16 protein-coding genes, 1 tRNA gene and 3 pseudogenes are annotated in these 24,488 nt (G+C 39.4%); 12 read left to right on the forward strand and 8 right to left on the reverse strand.

Features of this window, described 5'->3' with window-relative positions; all coding sequences use genetic code 11:
• Positions 1–344 precede the first annotated feature (344 nt).
• From X919_RS0107450 to X919_RS0107480, 7 genes are all read left to right on the forward strand, one after another.
• Complete coding sequence (locus tag X919_RS0107450) at positions 345–2,846, forward strand: phosphoadenosine phosphosulfate reductase domain-containing protein (RefSeq protein ID WP_028899574.1); 2,502 nt, start codon at positions 345–347, stop codon at positions 2,844–2,846.
• A gap of 218 nt (positions 2,847–3,064) precedes the next feature.
• Positions 3,065–3,283 carry a hypothetical protein gene (locus tag X919_RS17250; RefSeq protein WP_253270110.1) on the forward strand — a complete coding sequence of 73 codons (219 nt, stop codon included), beginning with the start codon at positions 3,065–3,067 and terminating at the stop codon, positions 3,281–3,283.
• 16 nt (positions 3,284–3,299) lie between these two features.
• Complete coding sequence (locus X919_RS0107460) at positions 3,300–6,701, forward strand: hypothetical protein (protein WP_028899576.1); 3,402 nt, start codon at positions 3,300–3,302, stop codon at positions 6,699–6,701.
• Between the two features lie 16 nt (positions 6,702–6,717).
• On the forward strand, positions 6,718–9,114 hold the full coding sequence (pglZ, locus tag X919_RS0107465; RefSeq protein WP_253270111.1) for a BREX-4 system phosphatase PglZ: 2,397 nt from the start codon (positions 6,718–6,720) through the stop codon (positions 9,112–9,114).
• A 13-nt stretch (positions 9,115–9,127) separates the two neighbouring features.
• Positions 9,128–10,591, forward strand: coding sequence for a BREX system Lon protease-like protein BrxL (gene brxL / locus X919_RS0107470; RefSeq protein ID WP_028899578.1), 1,464 nt, complete (start codon positions 9,128–9,130; stop codon positions 10,589–10,591).
• Positions 10,592–10,594: 3 nt separating this feature from the next.
• Complete coding sequence (locus X919_RS0107475; RefSeq protein WP_028899579.1) at positions 10,595–12,061, forward strand: DNA-directed RNA polymerase subunit alpha C-terminal domain-containing protein; 1,467 nt, start codon at positions 10,595–10,597, stop codon at positions 12,059–12,061.
• Between the two features lie 63 nt (positions 12,062–12,124).
• Positions 12,125–13,582, forward strand: coding sequence for an RNA-binding domain-containing protein (locus tag X919_RS0107480; protein ID WP_028899580.1), 1,458 nt, complete (start codon positions 12,125–12,127; stop codon positions 13,580–13,582).
• Positions 13,583–13,640: 58 nt separating this feature from the next.
• Here the strand turns inward: X919_RS0107480 and X919_RS0107485 are convergent, their stop codons facing one another.
• The 3 genes and pseudogenes from X919_RS0107485 to X919_RS16100 all read right to left on the reverse strand — a co-directional run bounded on the left by X919_RS0107485 (position 13,641) and on the right by X919_RS16100 (position 15,702).
• Positions 13,641–14,288, reverse strand: a complete 648-nt coding sequence (locus X919_RS0107485) for a hypothetical protein (protein ID WP_028899581.1) — start codon at positions 14,286–14,288, stop codon at positions 13,641–13,643.
• Positions 14,289–14,290: 2 nt separating this feature from the next.
• Positions 14,291–14,962 (reverse strand): annotated as a pseudogene (locus X919_RS15090) (relaxase/mobilization nuclease domain-containing protein); the annotation flags it as partial.
• A gap of 281 nt (positions 14,963–15,243) precedes the next feature.
• Positions 15,244–15,702 (reverse strand): annotated as a pseudogene (locus X919_RS16100) (DUF6078 family protein).
• A 416-nt stretch (positions 15,703–16,118) separates the two neighbouring features.
• Between X919_RS16100 and X919_RS0107500 the strand changes: the two are divergent.
• From X919_RS0107500 to X919_RS0107510, 3 genes are read left to right on the forward strand one after another with little or no spacing between them, the layout of a single operon-like run.
• Positions 16,119–16,400 carry a hypothetical protein gene (locus tag X919_RS0107500; protein ID WP_028899583.1) on the forward strand — a complete coding sequence of 94 codons (282 nt, stop codon included), beginning with the start codon at positions 16,119–16,121 and terminating at the stop codon, positions 16,398–16,400.
• 25 nt (positions 16,401–16,425) lie between these two features.
• On the forward strand, positions 16,426–16,686 hold the full coding sequence (locus X919_RS0107505) for a hypothetical protein (protein ID WP_028899584.1): 261 nt from the start codon (positions 16,426–16,428) through the stop codon (positions 16,684–16,686).
• Between the two features lie 42 nt (positions 16,687–16,728).
• Positions 16,729–17,292 (forward strand): hypothetical protein, encoded by a 564-nt coding sequence (locus tag X919_RS0107510; RefSeq protein ID WP_253270112.1) that lies wholly within the window; start codon positions 16,729–16,731, stop codon positions 17,290–17,292.
• Here the strand turns inward: X919_RS0107510 and X919_RS15095 are convergent.
• The 4 genes and pseudogenes from X919_RS15095 to X919_RS0107535 form a co-directional block, all read right to left on the reverse strand.
• Positions 17,293–17,721: pseudogene (locus X919_RS15095) on the reverse strand (hypothetical protein); the annotation flags it as partial.
• Positions 17,722–17,725: 4 nt separating this feature from the next.
• Positions 17,726–18,019 (reverse strand): helix-turn-helix domain-containing protein, encoded by a 294-nt coding sequence (locus tag X919_RS0107525; RefSeq protein WP_028899587.1) that lies wholly within the window; start codon positions 18,017–18,019, stop codon positions 17,726–17,728.
• Positions 18,020–18,143: 124 nt separating this feature from the next.
• Positions 18,144–19,064, reverse strand: coding sequence for a hypothetical protein (locus X919_RS0107530; protein WP_028899588.1), 921 nt, complete (start codon positions 19,062–19,064; stop codon positions 18,144–18,146).
• A 233-nt stretch (positions 19,065–19,297) separates the two neighbouring features.
• Positions 19,298–19,382: transfer RNA gene (locus X919_RS0107535), tRNA-Leu, on the reverse strand.
• A gap of 744 nt (positions 19,383–20,126) precedes the next feature.
• On the opposite strand from X919_RS0107535, the gene X919_RS0107540 reads away from it, so the two are divergent.
• Entirely contained in the window at positions 20,127–21,248 is a 1,122-nt protein-coding gene (locus tag X919_RS0107540; RefSeq protein WP_081759440.1) for a mannose-1-phosphate guanylyltransferase, read from the forward strand.
• A gap of 245 nt (positions 21,249–21,493) precedes the next feature.
• On the opposite strand, the gene rnr is transcribed toward X919_RS0107540, so the two are convergent.
• On the reverse strand, positions 21,494–23,689 hold the full coding sequence (gene rnr / locus X919_RS0107545) for a ribonuclease R (protein ID WP_028899590.1): 2,196 nt from the start codon (positions 23,687–23,689) through the stop codon (positions 21,494–21,496).
• A gap of 151 nt (positions 23,690–23,840) precedes the next feature.
• On the opposite strand from rnr, the gene X919_RS0107550 reads away from it, so the two are divergent.
• Positions 23,841–24,050 carry a hypothetical protein gene (locus X919_RS0107550; RefSeq protein ID WP_028899591.1) on the forward strand — a complete coding sequence of 70 codons (210 nt, stop codon included), beginning with the start codon at positions 23,841–23,843 and terminating at the stop codon, positions 24,048–24,050.
• The last annotated feature ends 438 nt before the right edge of the window (positions 24,051–24,488 follow it).

Consider the following 24,488-nt stretch of genomic DNA (forward strand, 5'->3'; position numbering starts at 1 on the left):
AGTCATAGTCTTTTATAATTATCATCGGGCACATATAATAAGAAAAATACTGATTTACTGATATTATTAGCTAAACAATGCCGTATTGTGCATTTTCTTCAATAAAATTGTGTATTTTTGTATCTTTATTATAAACTATCCATTATGGAGTAAAGTATCAATCGCATAAAAGTAGTACTTGAAAGGAGAAAGAAAAGAATTAATAATTAGTTAGTAGAACAATTGTGGTGTGTACCAACTATAGTCTCTATATGGTATGCAAATGTTTAACAATAACGATTATAGGGTCTTATCTCAAAATAGCAAAACTACTAAATGTCGAACTGAAAGAATGAAAGAAAATAATGTATAAAATAACTTGGGATAAAGAAACTGGAGGTGTATTACTCCATTCACGTATTGTGGATGGAACACTTGGCATATCTCCACGCCCTGTATTCTGGGAAGAACTTGATTTGCTTAAACTCAACGAATTAGGATGGAAATATCCTCATACAGAAGAACCTCTGTTGTGGGCTATAAACAAGCAATATTGGTATCAAGGTGAATTAATGTTTGAGGCTAAAGGTGCAAATGTTTACGATGCAGCTACAATTATCTTCCAGCCTGGAAAGGATAATGTTGAGTTGAATCCCATTGATGTAAAAAAGATGTTGAAGCGCAACGCTGAATTTATGTTTTTGCTGGAGAGTGAGGCTATAGAGTTTATTCGCGAAACATTCATTCAGTATGCAGGTGCACGGAAAAGTGTAGCCAAAGTTGCTGCTAATCAGCTTGACTATGAAACTCTCGCAAAACGTATGGAAGCCAAAATTAAAAAAAAGATGGCCATTGTGCGTGAAGATTGTGATAGTTTCGAGATTATGCCACTTGATACTGCAGAGAAACAAGGTAAAAAAGTATTCCATACTACGAAGATTGATAAGTTTCTTGCTTCTTTCTCTGGAGGTAAAGACTCTCAAGTTGTGTTAGACCTTTGCACACGTGCAATACCAAGCACAGAGTTTGAAGTTATTTATTCAGATACTGGATATGAATTGCCACCATCGTTAGATTTGTATCAGCAGGTGCAAGACCATTACCATAAACTCTTCCCAGACTTAAAGTTCTCGCTAACTCGTAACCATGAAAGTGTGCTGAACTATTGGGATAAGATTGGAACACCAAGCGATAAGCATCGTTGGTGTTGTTCAATTATGAAAACAGCACCATTGTACCGTTCCCTTAAAATAGAGGGGACAAATAAGCAAGCTAAAGCCCTCGCTTTTGAAGGAGTAAGAGCTGAAGAGAGTGTTATGAGAAGTAACTATGAACGTATTGGCAAAGGGGTTAAGCATGACACCGTAATCAATGCTCGTCCGATCTTAAATTGGAATACTACAGAGATCTTTCTTTACCTTTTTGCTCACGATTTACCCCTTAATGAGGCTTATCGGTTTGGGAAACCAAGGGTGGGATGTTTAATCTGTCCATTCTCTTCTCCATGGGATGATATGATAGTGAATAAACGATATAAACAAGATTTAAAACCTTTCTTATCACGCTTGGTAAACATATCAAAGCAACGTCATATCCCAAATTTGGAAGAATACATCAAAGAACATAAATGGAAGTTGCGAGCAAGTGGGAATGATATTGGTTCAAAAACAAAAGTCCTCTTTCCAAAACAGTTTCCTACATTTGTAGCAAATGTTTCCAATGCTCAGAAAACCATAGAACATTGGCTTCCTGTTTTGTGTGAATATAATATAATGGGAGAGGGGAATAAAAAGTTTGGAGAATTACGCTTTGATAAGACTGTCTATCGTTTTGACATTACGTATAACACAGAACATGACTATACATTCATCTTACATGAGGTGCAAAATCCTAAATTGGTGCAACTTATTAAAAGAATTATTTATAAAAGTGCCTTCTGCATAAACTGCGAAGGGTGTGAAGTAGAATGCCCTACTGGAGCACTTTCTGTTTACCCTGAGATTAAAATTGATAAATCGAAATGTATTCATTGTCATAAATGTCTGTTATTTCATGATCAAGGATGCATTGTTGCAAATTCTTTAATTATGACAACTTCAACAAATACAAAAGGTGGAGGTATCTCGAAAATAGGTACTTTCGGAATCCATAGTGAGTGGCTACAAGAATTTCTTTCTGACCCAGATGGTTTTTGGACAAGCAATTCTTTGGGAAACAAACAAGAACAGAGTTTTAAAGCATGGCTGATAGATGCTGAAATGATTGACCAAAAGAAAAATCTCACACCATTTGGTGATTTTTGTACAAAGCATCGCGAAAATGAGCTTGACTTAATTTGGGAACTCATTTGGATAAATTTTGCATATAGTTCTGTTCTTACAAATTGGTTTATCAACACTATAAATCCAGATCAACAATTCACGAAAGCACTACTTGATGAGTTAGCTTTGAATGAATTTGATGGTACGAAGAGTACTATAACTTATGCCATAGGGGGCTTCATGCAAATATTTAAATATTCTCCAATTGGTGATTTTCTTAGCCAAGGACAATCGCATGATGGTAAGAATTATTTTCGTGGACGACATGAAGGACTTTCAGAAGTGGCACTTGCTTATTCTATATATAAGTATGCTACTTCCAAGGGTATTAGATCTTTACGTATCTCAGACTTCTATGTTGAAGACTGTCAAACAGGACCTGTGAAAGAATTTGCAATATCCAAGCTTACGTTTACAAAATTGCTTCGTCAATTAAATTCTGCTTCAAATCGAGTACTTATAGCAGAATTAAATATGGGTCTTGATAGCATTACACTAAGAGAAGATTTAAGCTCAATGGATATACTCAAACAACTGGTTTTGTAAATATGGTCTCTCACTTAAAAACTGAATATTACAAAAATTTGCTCCGTTCTATGATAGTCTATAGGCGTAAAGGTAAGACAAATCTTGCCAAACCTATCTTCATGCTATCTATCTTATACGGAATAAAAGATAGGAGTATAATTGGTAATCGTATTAGATTGACAGAACCCCTGGTTAATACTTATAAAGCTTTCTTCAAGAAATATAGCCAACAGCCTATGACATCACCTATTTATCCTTACTGCTATTTGAAAGGAGAAGAATTCTATTATCTTATAGGTAGCCATTACCCTAAGACCCCCTCAGCGAAATCCCTTCGTGAGAATGTAGAGTATGCAAGTTTAGATGATGATTTGTGGCAGCTTTTACAAGACGAAGGCGCAAGAAACGAGATAAAGGAAGCCATCATTAGTTACTTTATAGAGCCAATCAAATAATTAAAATAATATACGTATGCCATATAGTAAAATAGTGACGCTTAGACAAATGCGTCCCGCCTATAATATTAAGGAGGAGAGCAATGGAGAATGGAAATTTTTTATTGCTAACGATCAGTTTAACGAAGTTTTGCAAAAAGTAATCAGTGCCGTACGCAACAACGATGCAGATAACCATAAGTCGATCTGGATTGCTGGAACATACGGTACAGGAAAGAGCCATGCCGGTGCTGTTATTCAACATCTGTTGTGTGACCCCATAGAAGATATTCGTGAATATGTGGAGGATGAATATAAGAAAGAAAAGTATGATATTTTGCGCAACAGCCTACTACAACTACGAGAGAAGAAGCGTCTTTTTCCCGTAAATATGTATGGCTATCAGAACATTGCTCATGAGGAGGACCTATCCCTCCAAATGCAACGTGAAATAAAACGTGCACTTTCAGCAGCAAAGATTGATATCACAGTACAGACAGACTTTGATATGTATGTTCAACATGTTGAGAATCAACCACAATTTTGGGAAAATCTTATTGAACAGAGTGCTCAGCTTGCAAGTGTAGCCCCTGATACTAATAAGCTGAAGCAACGTCTGAGAGCCGCTGATACAGATGTGCTTGAAAGTGTACGCCAAGCTTTGCGTATAGGAGGTTATGATATTCGTTTACAGAGCAATAATCTTAAGCAATGGATATTTGAGGTGCAAAATGCCCTTCGAGAGAAAACTGATTACAATGGTTTATTGATTATTTGGGATGAATTTACTGAAGTAATGACTTCAAGTATAGGAACCCGTTTGTTAGTACAACTTCAGGAACTTGCAGAGGCTATGATGAATGCAGAGAATGACTCTTACTTCTTGTTTATATCTCATCCTTCTGCACTAAATACGCTTAAAGAAGAAGAACGCGAAAAAACCAAAGGACGCTATCACTATATAATCTACAATATGGAACCAGTTTCGGCATTCAAAATTATGTCGAAAAAGTTTGAGATTGTAAATTATACCTTGTACATGATGCGTCAGGATCGTTTCTTTAACATCCATCCAGAATTATTGGAGATGTTCAGCACCACCAGTACTGATACAGAACAGACGATAGAAAATATAAAAAATTTATTTCCACTACATCCAGCAACAGCAAATCTTGCAACTTATTATGCTCGTGAAGCAGGATCCAGCAGTAGAAGTGTATTTGAATTTCTGGCTAGTGATGCCGTGCACGAGTTCCTTGATGATGACGAAGCCTATAAGGCAGAGCAAACTATTACAGCTGATTATCTATGGGACTATGTACAAGAATTCTTTGAAAGCGATAGTACTAAATTTGGTGCCGTTACTGAAAGATATAATAGTCACCACTTAGCTGTAGAAAGTCAAGGTGATTGTTATTTGAAGGTTTTCAAAGGTATCCTATTACTTAATGCTCTTAACAATATAGCCAACAACGATACAGTTACACCTAGTGAAGAGAATATCAATAATCTTTTCTCTGGAACAAAGGTACAAGACTATCTGTCTACCATTCTTGATTTTTTTAATGATAAAAGCATTATTCAGCGCCAGCCAAACGGCAATTTTTCCATTCTATTCACAGCCCTGCCAGGAGATGAAATACAGAAGATAAAGCAAGAATTAAAAACTTCGAGTTTCTTATTTACCGATCAAGTAATTAAGTTCGGTAGTACAGCCTCCAATATTTTTATACGAAATTTATCACAAGTGGCACGCCCATATGCATTCCATTTTTTTGGCATACAGGGTAATGAGTATACCCTAATGAATCAAATCGCAAATGCGAAGAAACAGACGCAGCCCTATGAAGTTTTTCTCGCTATTATGGTAGCTCGCAACAATCAAGAACTTTTGCTTTTGAAAGAGATTGCAGAGAAAAATTGCAAGGATGACCGCTTCACTACCATTTCTTTTGTCGTTATTGAGGCAATTATGGGTGATAAAGAATATGAACGTTTCATCGAATACCAAGCAAATGCCCAGTGCGCACAAAGTCATGGCTTACCTCAGCAGCATCAGACATATGTCAAGCAGGCTGCTGAAATGATACAGCAATGGGTTAATAAGATGCGTAGCAACATTATGACATTCTATCTCAATGGTGATAGTATGACCATTGTTGGTAGCAAGATGACCAGCACAATCAATGGCAGTATTGCACCGAGTATTTTCACGAGCGGTCCTGAATCATTAGAAACCATACGAACAAAATTTAGCGCAACTTACTGGAAAAAAGCATCTGTGAAGGCTACAGTTGATGCCGTGTTAAGTTACAATACGAAGCAAGATATTATAGATAAGTGTGGAGGTCCCGCTCGCCATGTGGAGTTCTTGTTACAAGACAGCGTAGATGATAACTTGCAATGGAAGGACACCATTTCTCCCAATCATCCGCTGAAGAAAGTCTGTGACTATGTGGATGAATGGCTCAGTGGTCGCCATACTAGCAAGAATCAAAGCTTTAATCTTGGTGATAAGCTCGTAGGCTTAACAGAAGCACCTTTTGGACTCTTCCAGAGTTATGCGCCAATGGCAATGGTAGCCTTCGCCATGCGCAAGTATGTCAATATTATCTTTGATACTAACGGCAAACAGCGTACTGCTCAGCATCTTGTAGAGGATGTTGTCGAATTATTCAAAGCATGGGAAAATGGTAAGACAAGCAACAAACTGAATTTTATATTCGAGAGTAAGGAAGCTGGTCGAGTTTGCAAGAGTCTTATTAGAATGTTCAACTTGAATAAACTGAAGGGCTATTCCGACATCAGTAGTCTGAAAGATGCTCGCTGGGCTGTACTTCATGTGTATTGTAAGGAGAAAGGCTATCCACTTTGGTCATTAAAAAATATCGAAGAATGTTCTCCAGAAATAAAGGAGTTCATTGACAATCTTATGCATGTAGTGAGTGATCCCGAAAGCATGAAGAATCCAAGTTTGCTAGAAAACACAATCAATGGATACGATACATTAAAAACAGACTTTGGTAATTTACTCATACCATCTGCAAACAACTTCCAAAAAGGCTTTGTCAAATATATGCAGAGTATAGACAACGTAAATGTAATGGATGAAGAAGTGGAAGAAGCACTAAAATATCTCCACGAGCATTTGGAAAGTGAAGTTGGACTGTGGACAGAGGAAGAAGTGAAAGACAAATTGAAAGATTGGCGTATATCTAAAGTTACGCCTATTGTTCAACCCGCATCAACTTCTAATCCTTCTACCATTATAGATGAATCTTCTGTAGATATACCTACTGTTAATTCTGAAGAGTTAAAAAAGAAGCGTAATAAAGCTATCAACCGTATAAACAATAGTGAAGATCTGCGTCAAGCTATTGAAAATATGATTACCGAAGAAGATAGTTTCGTTATAGATATATTGTTGAGATATGTATAAGGAACCGTTCAGAGAAATGGATGCCCTCAAGACATATATTGAGGAGGATAAACAGGCGAAAGGTATTGATGCTTTTACGCTTGATAGATATCCAATACGATTTGTACTGTTTGATAATTTTCGAGACTGTTATGACTTTGTGGATTTCCTACAAATAGAACAAGGTATACATGTTGAAAGTGTTGATCATTGGATAGATACCAACTATCCTGACTTACTCATTACCCATGTGGAACTTTCCTCTCGTATAGCTGAGCATATAAAGAAAAAAAGTCCTAACGACTGTGTGATTGCCCCTTTCTCTGAGTTAGCACGATTTTATGACAATGAAGATAAAAAGTCTTTTGATGCTTTAATAAAAACTATTAAAGCAATTGAGGCGACACCAAAAGCTCAGGAAAAGCACCAACGTGTTTATATTCCACTTGTCGGTCTTGAAGGTAAAATGGATACCTTCAAGAATGACAGCCAAATCAATATTTGGAGATTGATATCAGAGACTAAAAACCTAACATATAAACTCATTCTTACAAAAAACACAGACTTTGGTGTAAGTGGTCTGAATGCTAATTATACCATTGTAAACAATATCCAAGAATGGTTGAATATATGGAAAGATAGTAAGAAACAAATATCACCACAAATAATTTGCAAATCAAAGGCTATTTTTGCTAATGCTCGGTATGCACAGCCAGACAATGCCTTCTCTTATCAAGTTTGCAGTAATGCATACCAATTTTTGACGGTAGGTTTAAATCTTGAATTTGGTGGTATTGAGCCATTAGAAAGTGATGGGGATAATTGGAATAAATTGGCAGAGAGTATTGATGTTAGTAATGGCTTCAATTTTGGTAAATATGTTAAACAATACTTTGGCATAAATAACATAGAAACATATAAGGACTTCATTCGCCTATGGTTTGACAATCCTTATGTATTCAACCGTTGGCTTTTAACACGCTTCTATATTAGTAAAGAAAATGGTGAAGGTTATTTATGCAGATGCCTTAATGCCACCCCTTCCTATGGTACAAATGATCTGATAGAGAAAATAGCAGGGGACATAACGGAAATTGATGCAGAAATGGAAGTACGAAAATACTGCCTTACCTATGCTGCCCAAAAGAATATTCAACTGTCGGATGCTGCAGAAAATATGATAGCAAAATCTTTACAAACTTTGCCTACAAAGATAGGTTATTCAGGCACTTTAAGATATTTTACGGGAATCACACACAAAGAAAAAGAATTTGCAGTAAGTTGGTTGAGTCAAGACCTTATTGCGCCTAGCGACATCGCAACTTTCTTCCCAGATCTTTACACCTATATGACTGAAGGTATTGGAGTTGTAACAGGAGTCCCAGACTGGGTGAATCCATACATTGAGCAATATAAGAAAGCTAAGATCGCCAATCGATACACAACCGATATCGAACAATTTATAAATAAACTTAACAGCTCAGAGTCTTCATTTGATATGTGGTACAATTCTTTCTGTTCCACATATACCTTACTACAAAACCGTGGAGACATTGAAGTCTTTTATTGGATTGACGGATTGGGGGTCGATTGGATTCCTCTAATTAAAAGCATAATTGCAGAGAGAAAAGACCAGCAGATTTTCCTCAACGAAATAAGAATAGCTCGTTCCCTTCTTCCTACTAAGACCGAGATAAATAAGAAAGATTTACAGCGCCTTCTTCCTCAGGGTGTTCAATTGGAGAAGTACGGAGACCTTGACACATTGGCTCATCGCTCTGATAATATAAGCCCATTTACAATTATCAAAGAGATAGATGTTGTACGAAGAAGCATTGAAGAAATTTTGCAGAAATACATAGGTAAGAAGATTGCGATTATTTCTGATCATGGTCTGACCTATTTATCGCAATTGCTTAATGGTAAAAATATGCCTAGTGTTGATAGCGATCATCACGGACGCATTGCCATTCGCAAAAAGGCGGAATCTACTATGGATAGTAGCTATTTCCGTTTGGAGGATAATAAAACTTTGTGTGCACTAAAGCATGAATCGCTTTGCGCCAAAATACCATCGGGACAAGGTATTCATGGTGGCTGTACACCAGAAGAGGTACTAGTACCAATTTTTATCATTTCAAGTGCACCTGCGGCAACCAACTGGTCGTTCAATCTACTCACTTATGAAATAAGTGGCTCAAATCCACGCGTACAATTTGAAATTAAAAATATGCCGTCAGCTGATGTTCCTTACGTGCTTTATAATGGAGCGAAATATAATGTTCATCATCTGAATGGCGATACATATGAAACAGAGGATATAATGTTAGATGCCAATGTTTCAGATTTCACGCTTCAACTTGGAGGAGTTGTTCGCCCAATGAAGATTAAGGTAACAACAGGCGTTCAAGAAGAAGAACTGTTCGACTTTTAATAAATAAATATTTATGAAAGAAGAAATTTGCAACAAGATAAGACAGCATTTTTCGGCAATGTCTATTTACAAAGATCCTGCATCAACAGGTAGTCTTTTTGCTGGCCGAAACCTTCCTGCGTTTGTTAAGGATTTTCTGTTGAAACGTTATCTGAACATTCAAACTGGCGAAGTTGATAGAATGGCACTCACTCAGTTTTTAGATAAAGTTATTCCAGCAAAACAAGGCAGTGTTAAAGACAGACTGCAAAGTGGCGAAGAAGTTACGCTTTTGGCTCGTTTTGTGGTGTATATTGACATTGTAAAGAATGAGCGTCAATTTGCCATTCCTGATTATGGCATCAAGCAACGTGAGGGGCTAATTCCAGAATATGTCTATTCTCGCAACTCTGGCGAATTTGTTGAGGGTGAGAAATGGGGTATTATCAAACTTTGTCTACTACCAGACGATGATGGAAAAAAAAACCATATTCAAATGGTAGATTATAAACCGTTCAAGCCTTATAGTTCTGTGGATATCTCCTATCTTGCAGAGGCACGCCACTATTTCACTACTTTAGAATGGATTGATGTATTGTTGTCCGCCATGGAGTATGACCCTAATGGTTTCATATCACTAACCCAAAAATTGGAGTTCCTTACCCGTTTGCTCATTTTCATAGAACCACGTCTGAATGTGATAGAATTGGCTCCTAAAGGAACTGGGAAAAGCTATGTATTTGGCAATCTTTCTAAGTATGGCTGGCTGGTAAGTGGTGGTAAGGTGACACGTGCTAAGTTATTTTTTGACAAAACAAAACAGCAGAATGGTATTATCAAAAACCATGACTTTACAGTATTCGATGAAATACAGACTATCGTTTTTCAAGAGCCTGCTGAGATTCAAGCTGCTCTAAAATCATATTTGGAAAGTGGTAAGACTACTATTGATAATAATGAGTTCTCTTCGGAGTGTGGCTTGATGCTTATGGGAAACATTCCTCTGTCTGCTCAACACATGCCTGTGTCGCCTTTTTATTTCAACAACCTGCCAGAGAATTTCCGTGAGTCGGCTTTGCTCGACCGCTTTCACTGCTTTATTGAAGGCTGGCTTCTTCCGCGAGTGGACAAAAGCATGATTTTCAAAGGATGGACTATCAATGTGGAATACTTTTCTGAGATTCTCCATACAATGCGTACACAGAATACCTATGGATTATTGTTCGATCGACTCGTCCGCTTTGAAGAAAAAGCCGATGTGCGAGATAGTAATGCCGTGAAGCGTATCGCTACAGCTTATATGAAACTGCTATTCCCGCACTGGCAGCGTACCGAGGATGTAAATGAGGAAGAATTTAAGATGTATTGTCTTGACCCAGCGGTACATCGTCGTGGCATCGTAAAGGAACAATGTCATAACATCGATCCTGAGTTTAAGAGTCGAATGCCACACGTTGAAGTTGTACAAAAAGGTTTCACCGAAAACAAGTTTTTTTAATCGATGGTTGTCTATTATATAAATAAAGTAAGCGATAATCTGAGAACATATACCTTTCCTTTTAAGGAAGGTGATATTTGTATGCTCCATGAAGGAGATATTGTAAAAACGGTTTATATCGATAGCGAGGTGGAAGATAATTCTATCTTTCGAGACTTCCGTTATGTTGACACAAAATCTTTGAGGAGTTATCACTTTCCAAATACAGACACCATTCTTTGTGCCCCATATGGGAGAAGCAAGGCAAAAGGCGATAAAGCTCTTGTTTCGCTCCTGCTGACAGATTGTAATGGAGAATGGCTTACTGACTTCCTAAACGACACGCAGGCTATTCTGGAGGGTACACGTGACTACTGGGACCTAACAGTTCTTTGTCGATTAACGAGAGAAGAAGATATAGACATCGTTTTTGAAACTCCTATAGAAAAGTCATTTATAAACAGGATGCCGAAGCTGGTATACCTACCTGAAACCGATAATTTTAGAATTTACTCCGAAGAACTTAACTTGTCTGTTGGTGACTATTGTTTTTGTCATATAGCCAATGGCATTGTATTGATTCAAATAGATAAGGAATCCAATATAATAGACAATGTATCAGATTTCAGATTGATAGAAAGTGTCAAAGAACCAGAAATCATGTTGCCATTGGGTACAACAATCCTCTACGATAACACAAGTGTCAGAGAAGACAAGTTTTTGTCTCGTTTTGATAGTATAGTTAAGCAACCTGTATCCAAATCCATTTTATTTTGTGCTCTTAATGATTTACCTTTGTCTGAAGACGAAGATGTTAAGGATTATTTAGATGGCAAAGATGAAAGTGACATTTTTTCTGAAAACAAGTATTTGTCTTCTCTTTTCCTTGAGATTATAGGAATCTTCGAAAAAAAAATAGAGCAAAGAAACTATTCCATCTTACAAGATCTTGTTAACGGGGTTCCTAGAAGTGAAGTTGCCAAGAAGAATAATCTTACACAAGAAAGGATACGACAACTATATAAGAAAATACTGGAAGAGATTAAGTTTATTCTTATAAATGAAGTTCATGAGAATGAGCAATTACGTAAGGACAATGCGCAACTACATGCACAGGCTCAACTCTATATAGAGGAAATACAGCGATTAAGAAGCGTAGTAAAGGATGAAAGTTTGAGAGAGACTAAAAATCAAGTTGTAGATATCAACTCCCATGTTGCGGAATTACTTAATACTCCAGTCCAAAATCTAAATCTTTCAGTAAGAGCTATCAATGTACTGAATGTTATAGGTATCTCCACTTTTGGTGAAATACCCAAGATTAATGCAGCAGCTACCCTACTTAATGTGAGAAACAGCGGAAGGAAAACAGTACATGATATAGAAGTTTTCATTGGCAAGTTTGGCCTTCAATTAGGAATGGCTTACAGTGAAATAGTCAATACATTGATGAATGTTGACTTAAGCAAGATCTCCCATTTTCTCAAATAAGGATTATGGCTTTAATTGTTGCATGCTTTTTGATGTCTATCATAATAGCAAAAATAAAAATATATGGAGATACAAGAAATACAGACTCGCAAGGAAGATCAGACTTTTGATTGCAAAAGCATTCAAATTGATCCGAAAGCATTAGCTATTACCATTGTGGCGTTTGCTAATGCTGACGGTGGTGATATCGCTATCGGTGTGTCTGACAAGACAAGGAAGATAGAAGGAGTTGACCAGCATACGGAAAAGTTGAATGAGTTACTTCGTGTGCCCTTAGACTTCTGTAATCCTTCTGTGTCTATTACCAGCGACTTGTTACCATGCACGGATAAAGATGGAAACGAAAATCATATTTTATTGATGCATATTCCTGCAAGTTCTGAACTACATACTAATCAGGCAGATGAAGCCTTTATGCGTGTTGGCGACAAAAGCAGGAGGCTGTCTTTTGAAGAGCGCATACAGTTGATGTACGATAAGGGAGAACGCTACTATGAAGATACGGCTGTGTATGGTGCTATGGTTGATGACATTGATATGGCTGCTGTAGAAAGATATACAGAATTGATTGGTTATACCAAGTCTGCCAATCAATATCTACATGAGAATAATGGCTTCATAACTACCAATGCCAAGGGAGAGGAGCAAGTTAGTGTAGCTTGTATCCTGTTGTTTGGTAAATATCCTCAAAAGTTCTTTCCTCGTGGGCGTACTCGCTTTATCCGTTATAAAGGTACAGAAGAGAGAGTGGGCGCAGAAATGAACGTGATTAAGGACGTAACTTTTGAAGGAACGATGCTTGATCAGGTGAAAGCCACGATAGCTTATCTTGAAACCCAAGTAGAGGAACACACTTTTCTTGGACAGCATGGGCAGTTTGTAACCAATAGGGATTACCCAAAGTTTGTGATTCAAGAAATGGTTGTCAATGCTTGTTGCCATCGTGCCTACAATATCAAGGGTACGGAAATCCAAATTAAGATGTTTGATAATCGCTTGGTATTTGAGTCACCGGGCAGATTGCCAGGAACGGTTAAGCCCTCTAACATTCGTCATACACACTTCTCACGCAATCCGAAAATTGCTCAATTCTTAAAAGCATACGACTATGTAAAAGAGTTTGGAGAGGGTGTGGATCGTGTATGCAGGGAGTTGGAAGCTAATGGTACACCACATCTATCTTTCCGTCTTGATGATTTTATTCTGAAGATTACAGTGCCGAAGGTGACAGAAAGGGTGATAGAAAAGGATGTCAACGTGACAGAAAAGGTGATAAAAACTCATCAAGAGGTGATAGAGAAGGTGATAGAAAAAGCGGTGGTGCTCAATGAAAAATTAACAGAAAATCGTATTTCTATCATCAAGCTAATAATAGAGAATCCATATATTTCTAAATCGGAACTTTCCAAACATGTGGGAATCAGTGAAAATTCTATATCTCGTAACATAGAAGCTATGCGTGATAAATACCTTCGCCGTGTCGGTCCCAATAAAGGCGGCTTTTGGGAAATCATAGACTAATATGCAGCGCACAAGCCCAACCAAACGAGAACTTAGGTTGGGCTTGCTTCATATAGGATTATTTCAATTTCTTTTGCATCAAGCTATCTGCCTTTTGCTTCAAATCCATATCGTAACCATCGGCTTTCTCCTTGATTAGCTTGATTGTCTTTTCATTGCGATGAATGTCAAATACATCGTTAAGCCATAGGATTTCCTTAGGGCTGCAACCTCGCCATACTCTAATGATACGAAATTTCAAGGCATCATCTTTGTATTGCTGTTTGCTTTGCCATAAGAAATAATTACCGACCAAAGAAACAAAACAGAGGACAGACACTGCCACCACGGTAGTAAAAACTTTCGATGACTTGATGTCAAAACTGTGTCTATGGATGTGCTCTTGTTGCTTTGGCTGTTCTTTCTGTTCCTGCCACTCGTGCAACATGGTCAGGACGTTTGCCACCAATTTGTCCATAGATTTAGCCTCCTCGTCTTTGATGCGCACTTGCACACCAATGTACTCGTTGAGCACATCTTTTGTCCGCTGCTCATACTGATTGAGTAATTCTTGTTCCTGTTGTTCGTCACGTTGTACAGGTGTAGATGGAACAGGGAGAGAAACAGAACCGTTCTCCTTTTCTTTCAGTTCCTTTAGTTCCCTGTAAATTGTCTCCAGTTTGTTTTTGATTTCCTCAAAGAGGACAAATGTATTATTATCAGCCATAGTTATAAATGTATTTTACGTTTTTTCTTTTTCTTCTTTTTATCGAATGTGTTGTAAACCTCCGCAGGGACAGTACCATGAGTTTGAAACAAATCCAATCCTCCTTCTATGAGGTTGTTGGTAATTTCGCTCGTAACACTTGCAACATTGGATATGAGGTTTAGCGTTCCTTGCATCTGCTGTCCGTGTTCTCTGTTATTCTGTTGCAGGGCAAAGTCTATCTTGGAATAGCTGAAACTTCTGTCCACCTTTGAACCGTTGAAAAGATAACCGTTCTTTTCAAAGATGATACCCTGAACATCCTGTGAGTTGCCTTTGTACTTGAAACGGACATCAATATCTTGTCGTTTCAAATGAGCAAGGAGAGTTTTCCAATCTCTGCACCGAGCTATTTCTGCTTTCAATGCCTGATAGATTTCATATTTGGTCTTATCGGGTTCTTTCAGACGATGCTCCTTGACTTTCTCCTTGCCACCGGCAAAGTATAAACCGTATTTGGCGGTCAGTTCCTTGCAAATCTTCTCGCTCCTGAGTCTGTCGTTACGGTCAGAAATAGTCTTACCTTTATTGTCTATCCGATTGAAAGCGATATGGACATGCGGATGTTCCTTATCGAAATGGCGACCGATGATGTACTGCGTATCTTTTATTCCCATCTTCTCCATATATTCACGAGTAACTCATGCCTTCAACAGTCTTCACCAATATGTTTATATACAACAGTCCATATACTGTATACGATGCTCTCCGCGGCCTATATCCGCGGAATTATACACGTTTGTATAATTTACTATACAAATCTGTATAATTAGTTATACACGCCTGTATAATTACTTATACAAACGTGTATAATACGGAAAGGCTTATATAAACAATACTGTATGGCTGATATGAGTAATACTGTATGGCTTATATGAATGAAGGAAGAGGCATAAGGGAGAGGCTGGGGTGAGGCCTACTTGTAGTGCTTCATACGCATGAGTGCAGGGTAATGTTCTTCATAGCGGTCGAACTCGATGCTTTGGCCGTCGTATCCCCTTTCGGTAAAGGCTTCTCGGATGTCCTGTTGCTCTTCCTCGGTGATGGCGCGGAGTTGCTCCTTGACGTGGTAATAGGTGGCCGAGCCGAAGCATTACATGACGCCCAGTCGGACGCCGCGCAGGTCGGCGGCGCACACGTTGTCGAAGATGCGGGAGATGCCCCATGCGTAGCGTTCTCGGCGGTCGGGCATGAAGAGCGGGCACGACCGGTTGCCTGTTATCACGTTGGGATTGGTTATCATATAACAATCTCGTGTGTTCTTCGCGAGCATCTTGTGGGCGGTGTGGCGCAGGCATTCGTTTGCCCGTTCGCAATGTTCGCCGCTGCAATGGGCGAAGTCGGCATCTAATTGGGTGTATTCTTCGAGGGTCATCATGTTGTTGTTTTAAATGGTTTGTTCTGACAGAATACAAAGATAACAATTGTTTTTGTATATTGCAATTTTTGAATGAGATAGCACTATTTTGCTGAAAAATGTTACCTTTCGGATAACCTTTCAAGATAAATTTATTATCTTTGCATTGTGTCCTTTTTAAAGGCACATGACATCGTTGGAAAAGAAGAAGCGTTATGCTTATCTTGTAAGTTGAAAACCTGAGAAACTTTCAAATGTGTACAGGGATAGCATAGTGGTTCTCACGCTATAGCGTGGGTTACTAGTACTACATTTGTACACAGGGTTTTCGCAGGACCTTCAACTTAGAACGTGGGCATAGTCAGTTCCACGCTTCTGCATTTTATAAATCGCCCTTATGGGACTGGAGGACGAAAACAAACTAAACAATAATAATGATTACAGTTCAACAAGCGAAAGAAGTTATTGAGAAGATGGAGAATTCATTCAGCTCTCATGATTTTATTCAAAAGTTCAATGCTATGGAGGAAGATGAATATGTAGGGAAACTTTCAACAAAATCTTCTTCACATCACCAAAAAGTACATTCTGAAATTGGTCGCTTCTTATCTGCCCATATGGATGAATTGGGTATAGAGAAAGACGAACGGGATTTGTCGAAGAATGTACATGGAAATGAAACCATAGTGCAATTTTGGAAAAAGACGAAATCATAATCTAACTCGCTAGAAATAAAACAAAATGGATACATTCTTTACTATAATAGTCTTTGCGATAATCATTATCGCAGTAGAAGTCTTTCTTTATTGGGATAGTTTTCGGGAAGTCGAATCGGTAGAAGACTTTATGAGTCTTATAAGACAAGCGACAATTAAACTATTCGAAAAGATAGCAAGCTTTATTTTTCAGAAGGTATTACTATGGCTTATTATTTTCAGTGCGGTTTTCTGTGCAGTTCATTATAAAGAAATTTTTATTTTTAGCCGTCTGCTGAATCCGTGATTTTATCGTATTAGGTAGAAGCACAACAATGTATTTTAAGTAATGGCGAAAATTGTAAAATGCCCAATATGTGGCAGCTTTAATGACATTGAGGAATCGAACACCTGTTCGGAATGTGGTAACAGACTGAGACCAAGGGGATTGTTTCAAGTATTTTTATACATGATTGCCCCACCTCTTAATTCCATTCTCGGTCCCGTCGGGCACGTTATAGTGAATATCTTGAGTAAGTTGGGTTGTTTAGGAACTCTTATTTTGGGGGCTATCTTAGCTTATTGCATCCATAAATATGTCTCCAATATATCGAAAGGAGAAAGTAAGAAAAATGCGATTGAACTGAATGAGAAGCGTAATTATCAAGATGACGCTACAGTCGAGGAACAACAACCAGTTTTAATGCAGGAAACGACACCCGAGGAAAACGAGAACACAAAGGAAGAAGAGGATGTTGTACCATCAGATGACAATAGAGACGAAGAGGTGGAAGTAAATAGCGTCGATAAAGAAGTTGGAACACCTAAGGAAAATGTGGACGAAATAAGTTCAGATCAATTGATAAAGGCTAATAAGAAGATACATGAGAATGATGTACAAGAAGTGGAATAGCTTTAATTTACCAAGCTGAGTATTTTTCTCTATCTTGTATTCATCTGGCACCATCAGGAGGATGGGGAGTTTCTGCACAGGTTGAAGATAGAGCAACTGCAAGTAGTCCATACCCAACTCGTATGGTTCCCCGAATATATGCCTTATCAGGGATTCAATGTGTGGGAACTCTCCTTTCTTTGGCTGGTGTCCTATCGGTTCGTAGAGATTAAGGAACTTGTCAACCACTGGTTGATAGTTCACGTGGTTAGGAACAGTGCAGAAACCATCGTACTTCGGGACGGTGGCAATGAAGTCCTTGCCATAGTCCTACCGTAGCGTTTCATTGTTCCATATGATACGCTTCTTGACAAAACCGCCATTGATGCGTGGCTGGTTCACAATCTTGTATAAGGTTGTGCCAACACGAATAAAATTCTCGTTTTCCATAGCCTTACTTCTGCATTAAAGGTTTGTTACCCATAATATACCGCTGGGCTTCTTGTGTTATCTGTGCAGTGGTTTTGATAGGATTCTGCCGTAGCCACGCTTCAAGTTCTGCCTTCTCAAAATAAAGCATTTTACCTTGTGGCTTGTAATGAGGTATCAGATTTCCCGATGTGAGTTTGTAGAGATAACTCTTTGAGAGGTTCAAGAACCTGCTGGCTTCTTCAAAACTCAGCACGTTCTTATTCATGAATACCATTTGTTCGAGTTCTTCAACTCGGGTTTCTAATGTCTTGTTCATATTGAAAACATTTTGAATTAAACAATATGAAGGTGCACCTTCGTTAATTATTTGTTAACGAGGGCAAAATTAGAAACGATAAAAGTAAATGGTGTTGAGCTATGTTTGAGGTCTCAACCTATGCTCAACCTTTTTTCAGTTGTTTGAGATATTTATCAATGGTTTCCCATCCTTTCGGTTGCTTCATATTGATTTGGTCTGTTGCAGAGGAAAGGTCGGTGCGTATCAGTGGCGTATCTTTTGTTTTCCCCAAGACAAGTTCATTACGAGCAATCGCAGATTGCCATTCATCAGTAATGAACCCTCGAAGATTAAGACTTTGCATGAGATATGCCAGCTGGCGATTGTTGTTTGATTTCAGAACACCTTTTAGCTTACAAGCAAAGAAGTCTTTGAGTATCTTAGGAGATATGCAAGTTGTAAATAATTGAATTTCGTTGATGCAAGCGGTAAGAATCTCTATTTGCTCATCTGTAAAATCAGATTGAAATGGATTTGTTCCTTTACCAACGATGACAGATTTCTTTTTCTGCTCACATGGTTCATCGTTTATCAAGACTGAAGAGCGAGACCGATCGGTTTGTACCTCTGTCAATTCAATTCGTTCTATTTCTGCCATGAGATATTTTGCGTATCGTTCATATAGAATTGCATCAACAAGATACGAGAACATCGGCAGAACATCATTATATAAGGTGTGTGTCTCAATGTAATTCGTATATTCAAACGAAGATACAGAGAATGAGGCATATTTCTGTTTTTGTTCTTTGGTCAGTGATTCAAAGAAAGTGCTTTCCCACAAAAAGTTATCATCTGTGTAATATTGCTCTACACATGCAAGGGCAGGATGATACAGATAAATAGAAGAAAGATCGTCTGTTATTCGGATATATTCTTTTTGTAAAATCTCTTTAAATTGCATATTGCTTACACAGCTCTTTTTCCTCAGAATATTTCCAATGAGCACATTGTAGGTCTGGGTAATACAGTAGTTTAATATTCGTTGAATACTGTCAAGCTGTATCTTTACACTATCATTTTCCATTTGTAATTTCTAAAGTGGGTATCTTTTGCAAAGATAAGGCATTCATTGAAGAAATAGACAAGAAAAGGAAACAAACAGAATAAAAGGGAAAACTTGTCGTTAATTAAATATAAAACTGAGTATTGAAAAACTATAAAAGTACACTTTTCTCATGACATTGTTATATAGTACACTTTTAGTACACACTGAAAAAAGAAAAATCCCTTGTAAATCAGCGGTTTGCAAGGAATTTGTGGTACCCAGACCCGGGCTCGAACCGGGATGCCTTGCGGCACTGGTGTTTGAGACCAGCGCGTCTACCTATTCCGCCATCTGGGCTTTTTTCAAAACCGATGCAAAGGTACATATATTTTTTTAACTTGCAAAAGATTTCACATAAACTTGCGAAAAATCTCATATATACTTGCGAAAGATTTCACATAAAAGTACTTATTCGAATAAGATTCGAGTAAAAGCTAAGTAAAATTTCGAGTAAAACCCGAATAAGATTCGGGTAAGATCCGAATGAAATTCGAATAAAATTGCAAGTAAGGTGATGGATATTCATTAAAATTGCAGCTTTTTCTTGCACATATCAATTTAAATACTTATATTCGTTGGCAGCGTAACGCCCATGCCTGAAAGGGAAAAATCCCACCACTACGACTGCAAAAGGTGGTGGAAAGCTGGAGAACAAAAGCGCTTCATGCCCCTATGCTCCATTCATGGCGCAGTAAAGGGAGGCGGAAATGCAAAGACAGCAGGCACCATCAGGCCTGGAATTAGGTTCTTCGCAACACGAGAGGGGTCGGAAAGGAAGACTTCGAGCAAGTAATTACCCCCTTTGGAGCAGGATTGCCACACACTAAAATTGTTAAAACAAATGATAACAGCATTTAATAAATCAATGACACTACCAATAATTGTCACGCACTAAGGTTGTTAAAACAAATGACAACAGTATTCAAATCAATGACACTACCAATAATTGTCACACACTAAGTTGTTAAAACAAATGGCGACAGCATTTAATAAATCAATGACACTACCCGTAATTGCCACACACTAAAATTGTTAAAACAAATGACAACAGCATTTAAATCAATGACACCACCCGTAAATCGCGAACATTACTTCTGCGTTATCCTCGCAGGAGGGAAAGGAAGAAGACTGTGGCCTTGCAGCCGTGAGCACCATCCTAAGCAGTTTGTTGATTTCTTTGGCACAGGAAAGACGCAGCTTCAACAAACCTATGACCGCATGAAGCGGATGCTTCCACAGGTCAATATCTACATCAACACAAACGAAAGCTATCGCCATTTGGTAGAAGAGCAACTGCCCGAAGTGGCACCAGATCACATCATGGTCGAACCTATCTATCGCAACACGGCACCCAGTGTGGCATGGGCAACCCATCGCATTGCACGTGTTTGCCCACAAGCCTGCCTGCTGATGGTGCCCGCCGACCAAACCGTTGTGCACGAAGACATCTTCGAAAAAGACGTGATGGAGGCCTTCGCGTTTGTCGAACAGCACGCCGGTCTGCTCACCATGGCCATCAAACCCACGCGCCCCGAGCCTGGATATGGTTATATTCAGATGGGAGAACGCAGCGGTGTCGGCGATATTTACCAAGTAAAAACCTTCACCGAAAAGCCCGATCGCAACTTTGCCCAGCTCTTTTTAGATAGCGGCGAATGGTTTTGGAACACGGGAATGTTCGTCTCTCGCTTATCCTTTTTACAAGAGAGTCTATCCAAACTCCTCCCACCCGTGCTGCGTGAGCTTGACGAAATGCACCCCCATTGGACGCTTGATGACGAAGAAAATTATGTGAAACAATATTTCTCGCGCTACCCCAACCTATCCATCGACTTTGGAATACTTGAAAAATCCGAACAAGTATATTTCAAGAATTGCACCTTTGGCTGGGCAGATTTAGGCACATGGCATGGCATCTACGAAGCCATCAGCGATGAAACGACGGACAATATCTGCCTCGATTCGGCTGTCATTTTCGACGAAGCCCACCACAACATTGTCAAACTGCCCCACCACCGTTTGGCTATTATCCACGGATTAGAAGACTATATTGTAGCCGAAGAAGACAATGTGCTACTCATTTGCAAAAAAGAAGATTCATCTTCGCGCATCCGAAAATACATCACTGAAGTGGAATTACAGAAAGGGAAAGACTTTGTATAGCACATGTACATTTAAAATCACACACAAAATAATTTACAAAAAGAGCGAGAAGAGCGCCCTACTCCCATCCGTAACAAACGACATTGACCGACATGCTTGCAGCCATCTTTTTTACAGGCAAGCCCCCTTGCGCCGCAGCCTCAAGCTAAAGTTCCCATAAACACATACATATTACCCACAAAAATGCGCTACTTTACCGCACAATTACGATGCAATCATGCGGTAAAGTGCCGCATTTTACTGCACTATTCCACAATAGAGAAATCCAATTGCCGTTTCTCTAAGTTCGCTCCTGCCACTTGAATCTCTATCGCATCGCCTAATTGATAGCGATGATGATGCCGCCTTCCGCGCAAACAGAAGTTGCGTTCGTCGAACTCATAATAATCATCGCTCAGGTCACGCATGGGAATCATGCCCTCACAATGGTTCTCATCAATCTCCGCATAGATGCCATAACTGGTAATTCCGCTGATATGTGCGGCAAACGTCTCGCCCACTTTATCGGCCATAAACTCTACCATCTTATATTTAATAGAGTCGCGTTCGGCATTCTGTGCCACCAATTCCATCTCCGAACAATGCTCACAAAGCTCCTCATAATGCTTCTCATTCGCACTCCTTCCACCTTGGGCATAGCGCGTAAGCAGGCGATGAACCATCGTGTCGGGGTATCTTCTAATCGGACTTGTGAAATGCGTGTAATAGTCGAATGCCAAACCAAAGTGGCCAATATTGTGCACACTGTATTTCGCTTTCATCATGGCTCTGAGCGCAACCGTTTGAATCATCTTCGCTTCAGGTTTGCCTTCGGTCTCGTCCATCAGCTTATTCAAGCTGCGAGCCATCGCTCCTTTTGTGCCTTCGGTTTTCACTTTGTAACCAAATTTCACAATAAATTGACGCAAGGTCTCCATCTTTTGCGGGTCAGGATTATCGTGCACACGATAGGGAAGCGTCTTTGCTTTCCGCCCCTTCTTGGCCTTTCCGATGCTCTCGGCCACGGTTTTGTTGGCCAACAGCATAAACTCTTCAATCAACTTGTTGGCATCGTGCGACCGTTTAAAATAGCAACGTGTGGGCTTTCCCTTTTCGTCAACATCGAAATGCAGTTCTTCGCGGTCAAACTTCACTGCGCCATGCTCAAAACGTTTCTTGCGCAACGCCTTGGCTAAACGGTCGAGTGTGATGAGCTGTTCCGCATTTTCGCCCTTGTATTCCCCATTCTTAGGCACAGGAGCAGGCTCACCCGTGCCATCAACCACACCATTTTCTTCTAACAACTGCTGCACCTCCTCGTAGGCATAGCGGCGCTTGCTGCGAATAATAGTGTGCACAATGCGGTAGGTTTTCACATTGGCTTCGTCGTCAAGTGTGAAGATTACGCTATAAGCCAGTTTGTCTTCGTCGGGACGCAGCGAGCAAATGAAGTTGCAAAGGCGCTCGGGAAGCATCGGAATGGTGCGGTCTACCAAATAAATACTCGTCGCACGCTTCACCGCTTCTTTATCAATCACGCTCCCTTCCGTCACGTAATGGCTCACATCGGCAATGTGAACCCCCACCTGCCACAGCCCTTTGTCGAGCTTTTCGATGGAAAGAGCATCGTCAAAATCTTTCGCATCGTGGGGATCAATGGTGCAAGTGAACGCCGACCTAAAGTCTTCCCGCTCGGCAACATCCTGTGGTGTAATCTCTCCTGTTATCTTGTTAGCGGCCTCTTCCACCGCTTTTGGGTAGACATAGGGCAGTCCATATTGCGCCAAAATGGTGTTCATCTCGGTGTCGTTATCGCCTGTCTGACCAATCACATCCACCACTTCGCCCACCAAATTCTTGTGTTCGGCGTCGGGCCATTGCGTGATTTTCACAATCGCTTTGTCGTTGGTTTTTCCACCTTTCAGCTTGCGTTTCGGAATGATAATGTCGCTTGCAAAGATGTTTTCGGGCGTGATGAGATAGGCAAAGTCCTTGCCTACACGCAGTTTTCCAACGAACTGATCTTTCTTTCTTTGCAAGATTTCAATCACTTGTGCCTCCTTGATGTGATGTTGTCGACGCGCCATGAAACTCACTTTCACACGATCTCCATTGGTAGCCCATAACGAATTGCGCTCTGAAACGAAAATAGGTGTTCCACCATCGTCGGGCAAAAAGGTATTCTTACCATTTGCTTTACGCAGGAATGTCCCTTCTTGCACCTGTCCTTTGGTATTGAGTTTATAGGAACTATCAGTCACTTTCACCAGAAAATCATCCCACGCCATCTCTTCAATCATGTCGATGGCCAACATTTTCAGGGGGTGTGTATCAAGTTTCAACGCACGGAAAATCTCCCTAAAGCTTAATGGTCGATTACCCTGTGACGAGAAAAACGTTTGCAATCGCTCCTGCAACTGCTTTCTGCTCATGCGCTTTCCGCCTTTTTTCCCTTTTCCCATATTCTTATTTTTTTGTTTCGTTTCTCCATACAAAGGAACAAAAAAGAAACGACAAAAACAATCTTTGTATCATCTTTTCCATCCTTTTTCCGTATATTTGTTCCCAAAAAGCTGAGGACTCCTCAGGTCTTCACATCAATAGTTACATCATATGACATTAGAATTTACTCCAGAAGCCATTGCCGAATATCGGAGACAGGTGCGTGAACACATGTTACTTGCACGCAAACCCAATGGCGAACCTTACCTCGATGAGAAGGAAGTTGACCAACGTCTGCGCACATTCACTGACGATGAACTGACTTTTGGTATGCCTTTTAATACGCCAGAAGAGACCGCTTCCATGCTCATTGAAGAATAAACTTCAACTCATCGCTTGCATAGCCATCCTCTTATTTAAAGGAACTCCTTCGCATAGGCTGGAGAAACAAAAAAAAATCGGCAGTAAATCACTCACTCCCGACCTCAACAGGTGAGCCAATCTCTGGCTCAACCTTTGCTTTTTACTAATCTAAAAACCTAAACCTAATAACTAAAAACCAAAAACCTAAATGTGTAATCCTTACTAAACAATCTTTTGCTCCTAAGAGTCTACCTATTGAGTGTCGCCAGAAAGCAAATGTTTTAAATCACATATTGTTTTCTTTTGACGATGCAAAGATACTATAGTTTTCATCATATGTCGCAAGAAAATATCGACTATTCTACCAAAAACACTATATTTTTGATGTAAATCAAAATCACACTCTCCATAATAAGCCTTTCATACTACACATTATAAAAAACTACAGTCTGTTAA

Source organism: Prevotella sp. HJM029 (assembly GCF_000599605.1).
GTDB lineage: Bacteria > Bacteroidota > Bacteroidia > Bacteroidales > Bacteroidaceae > Prevotella.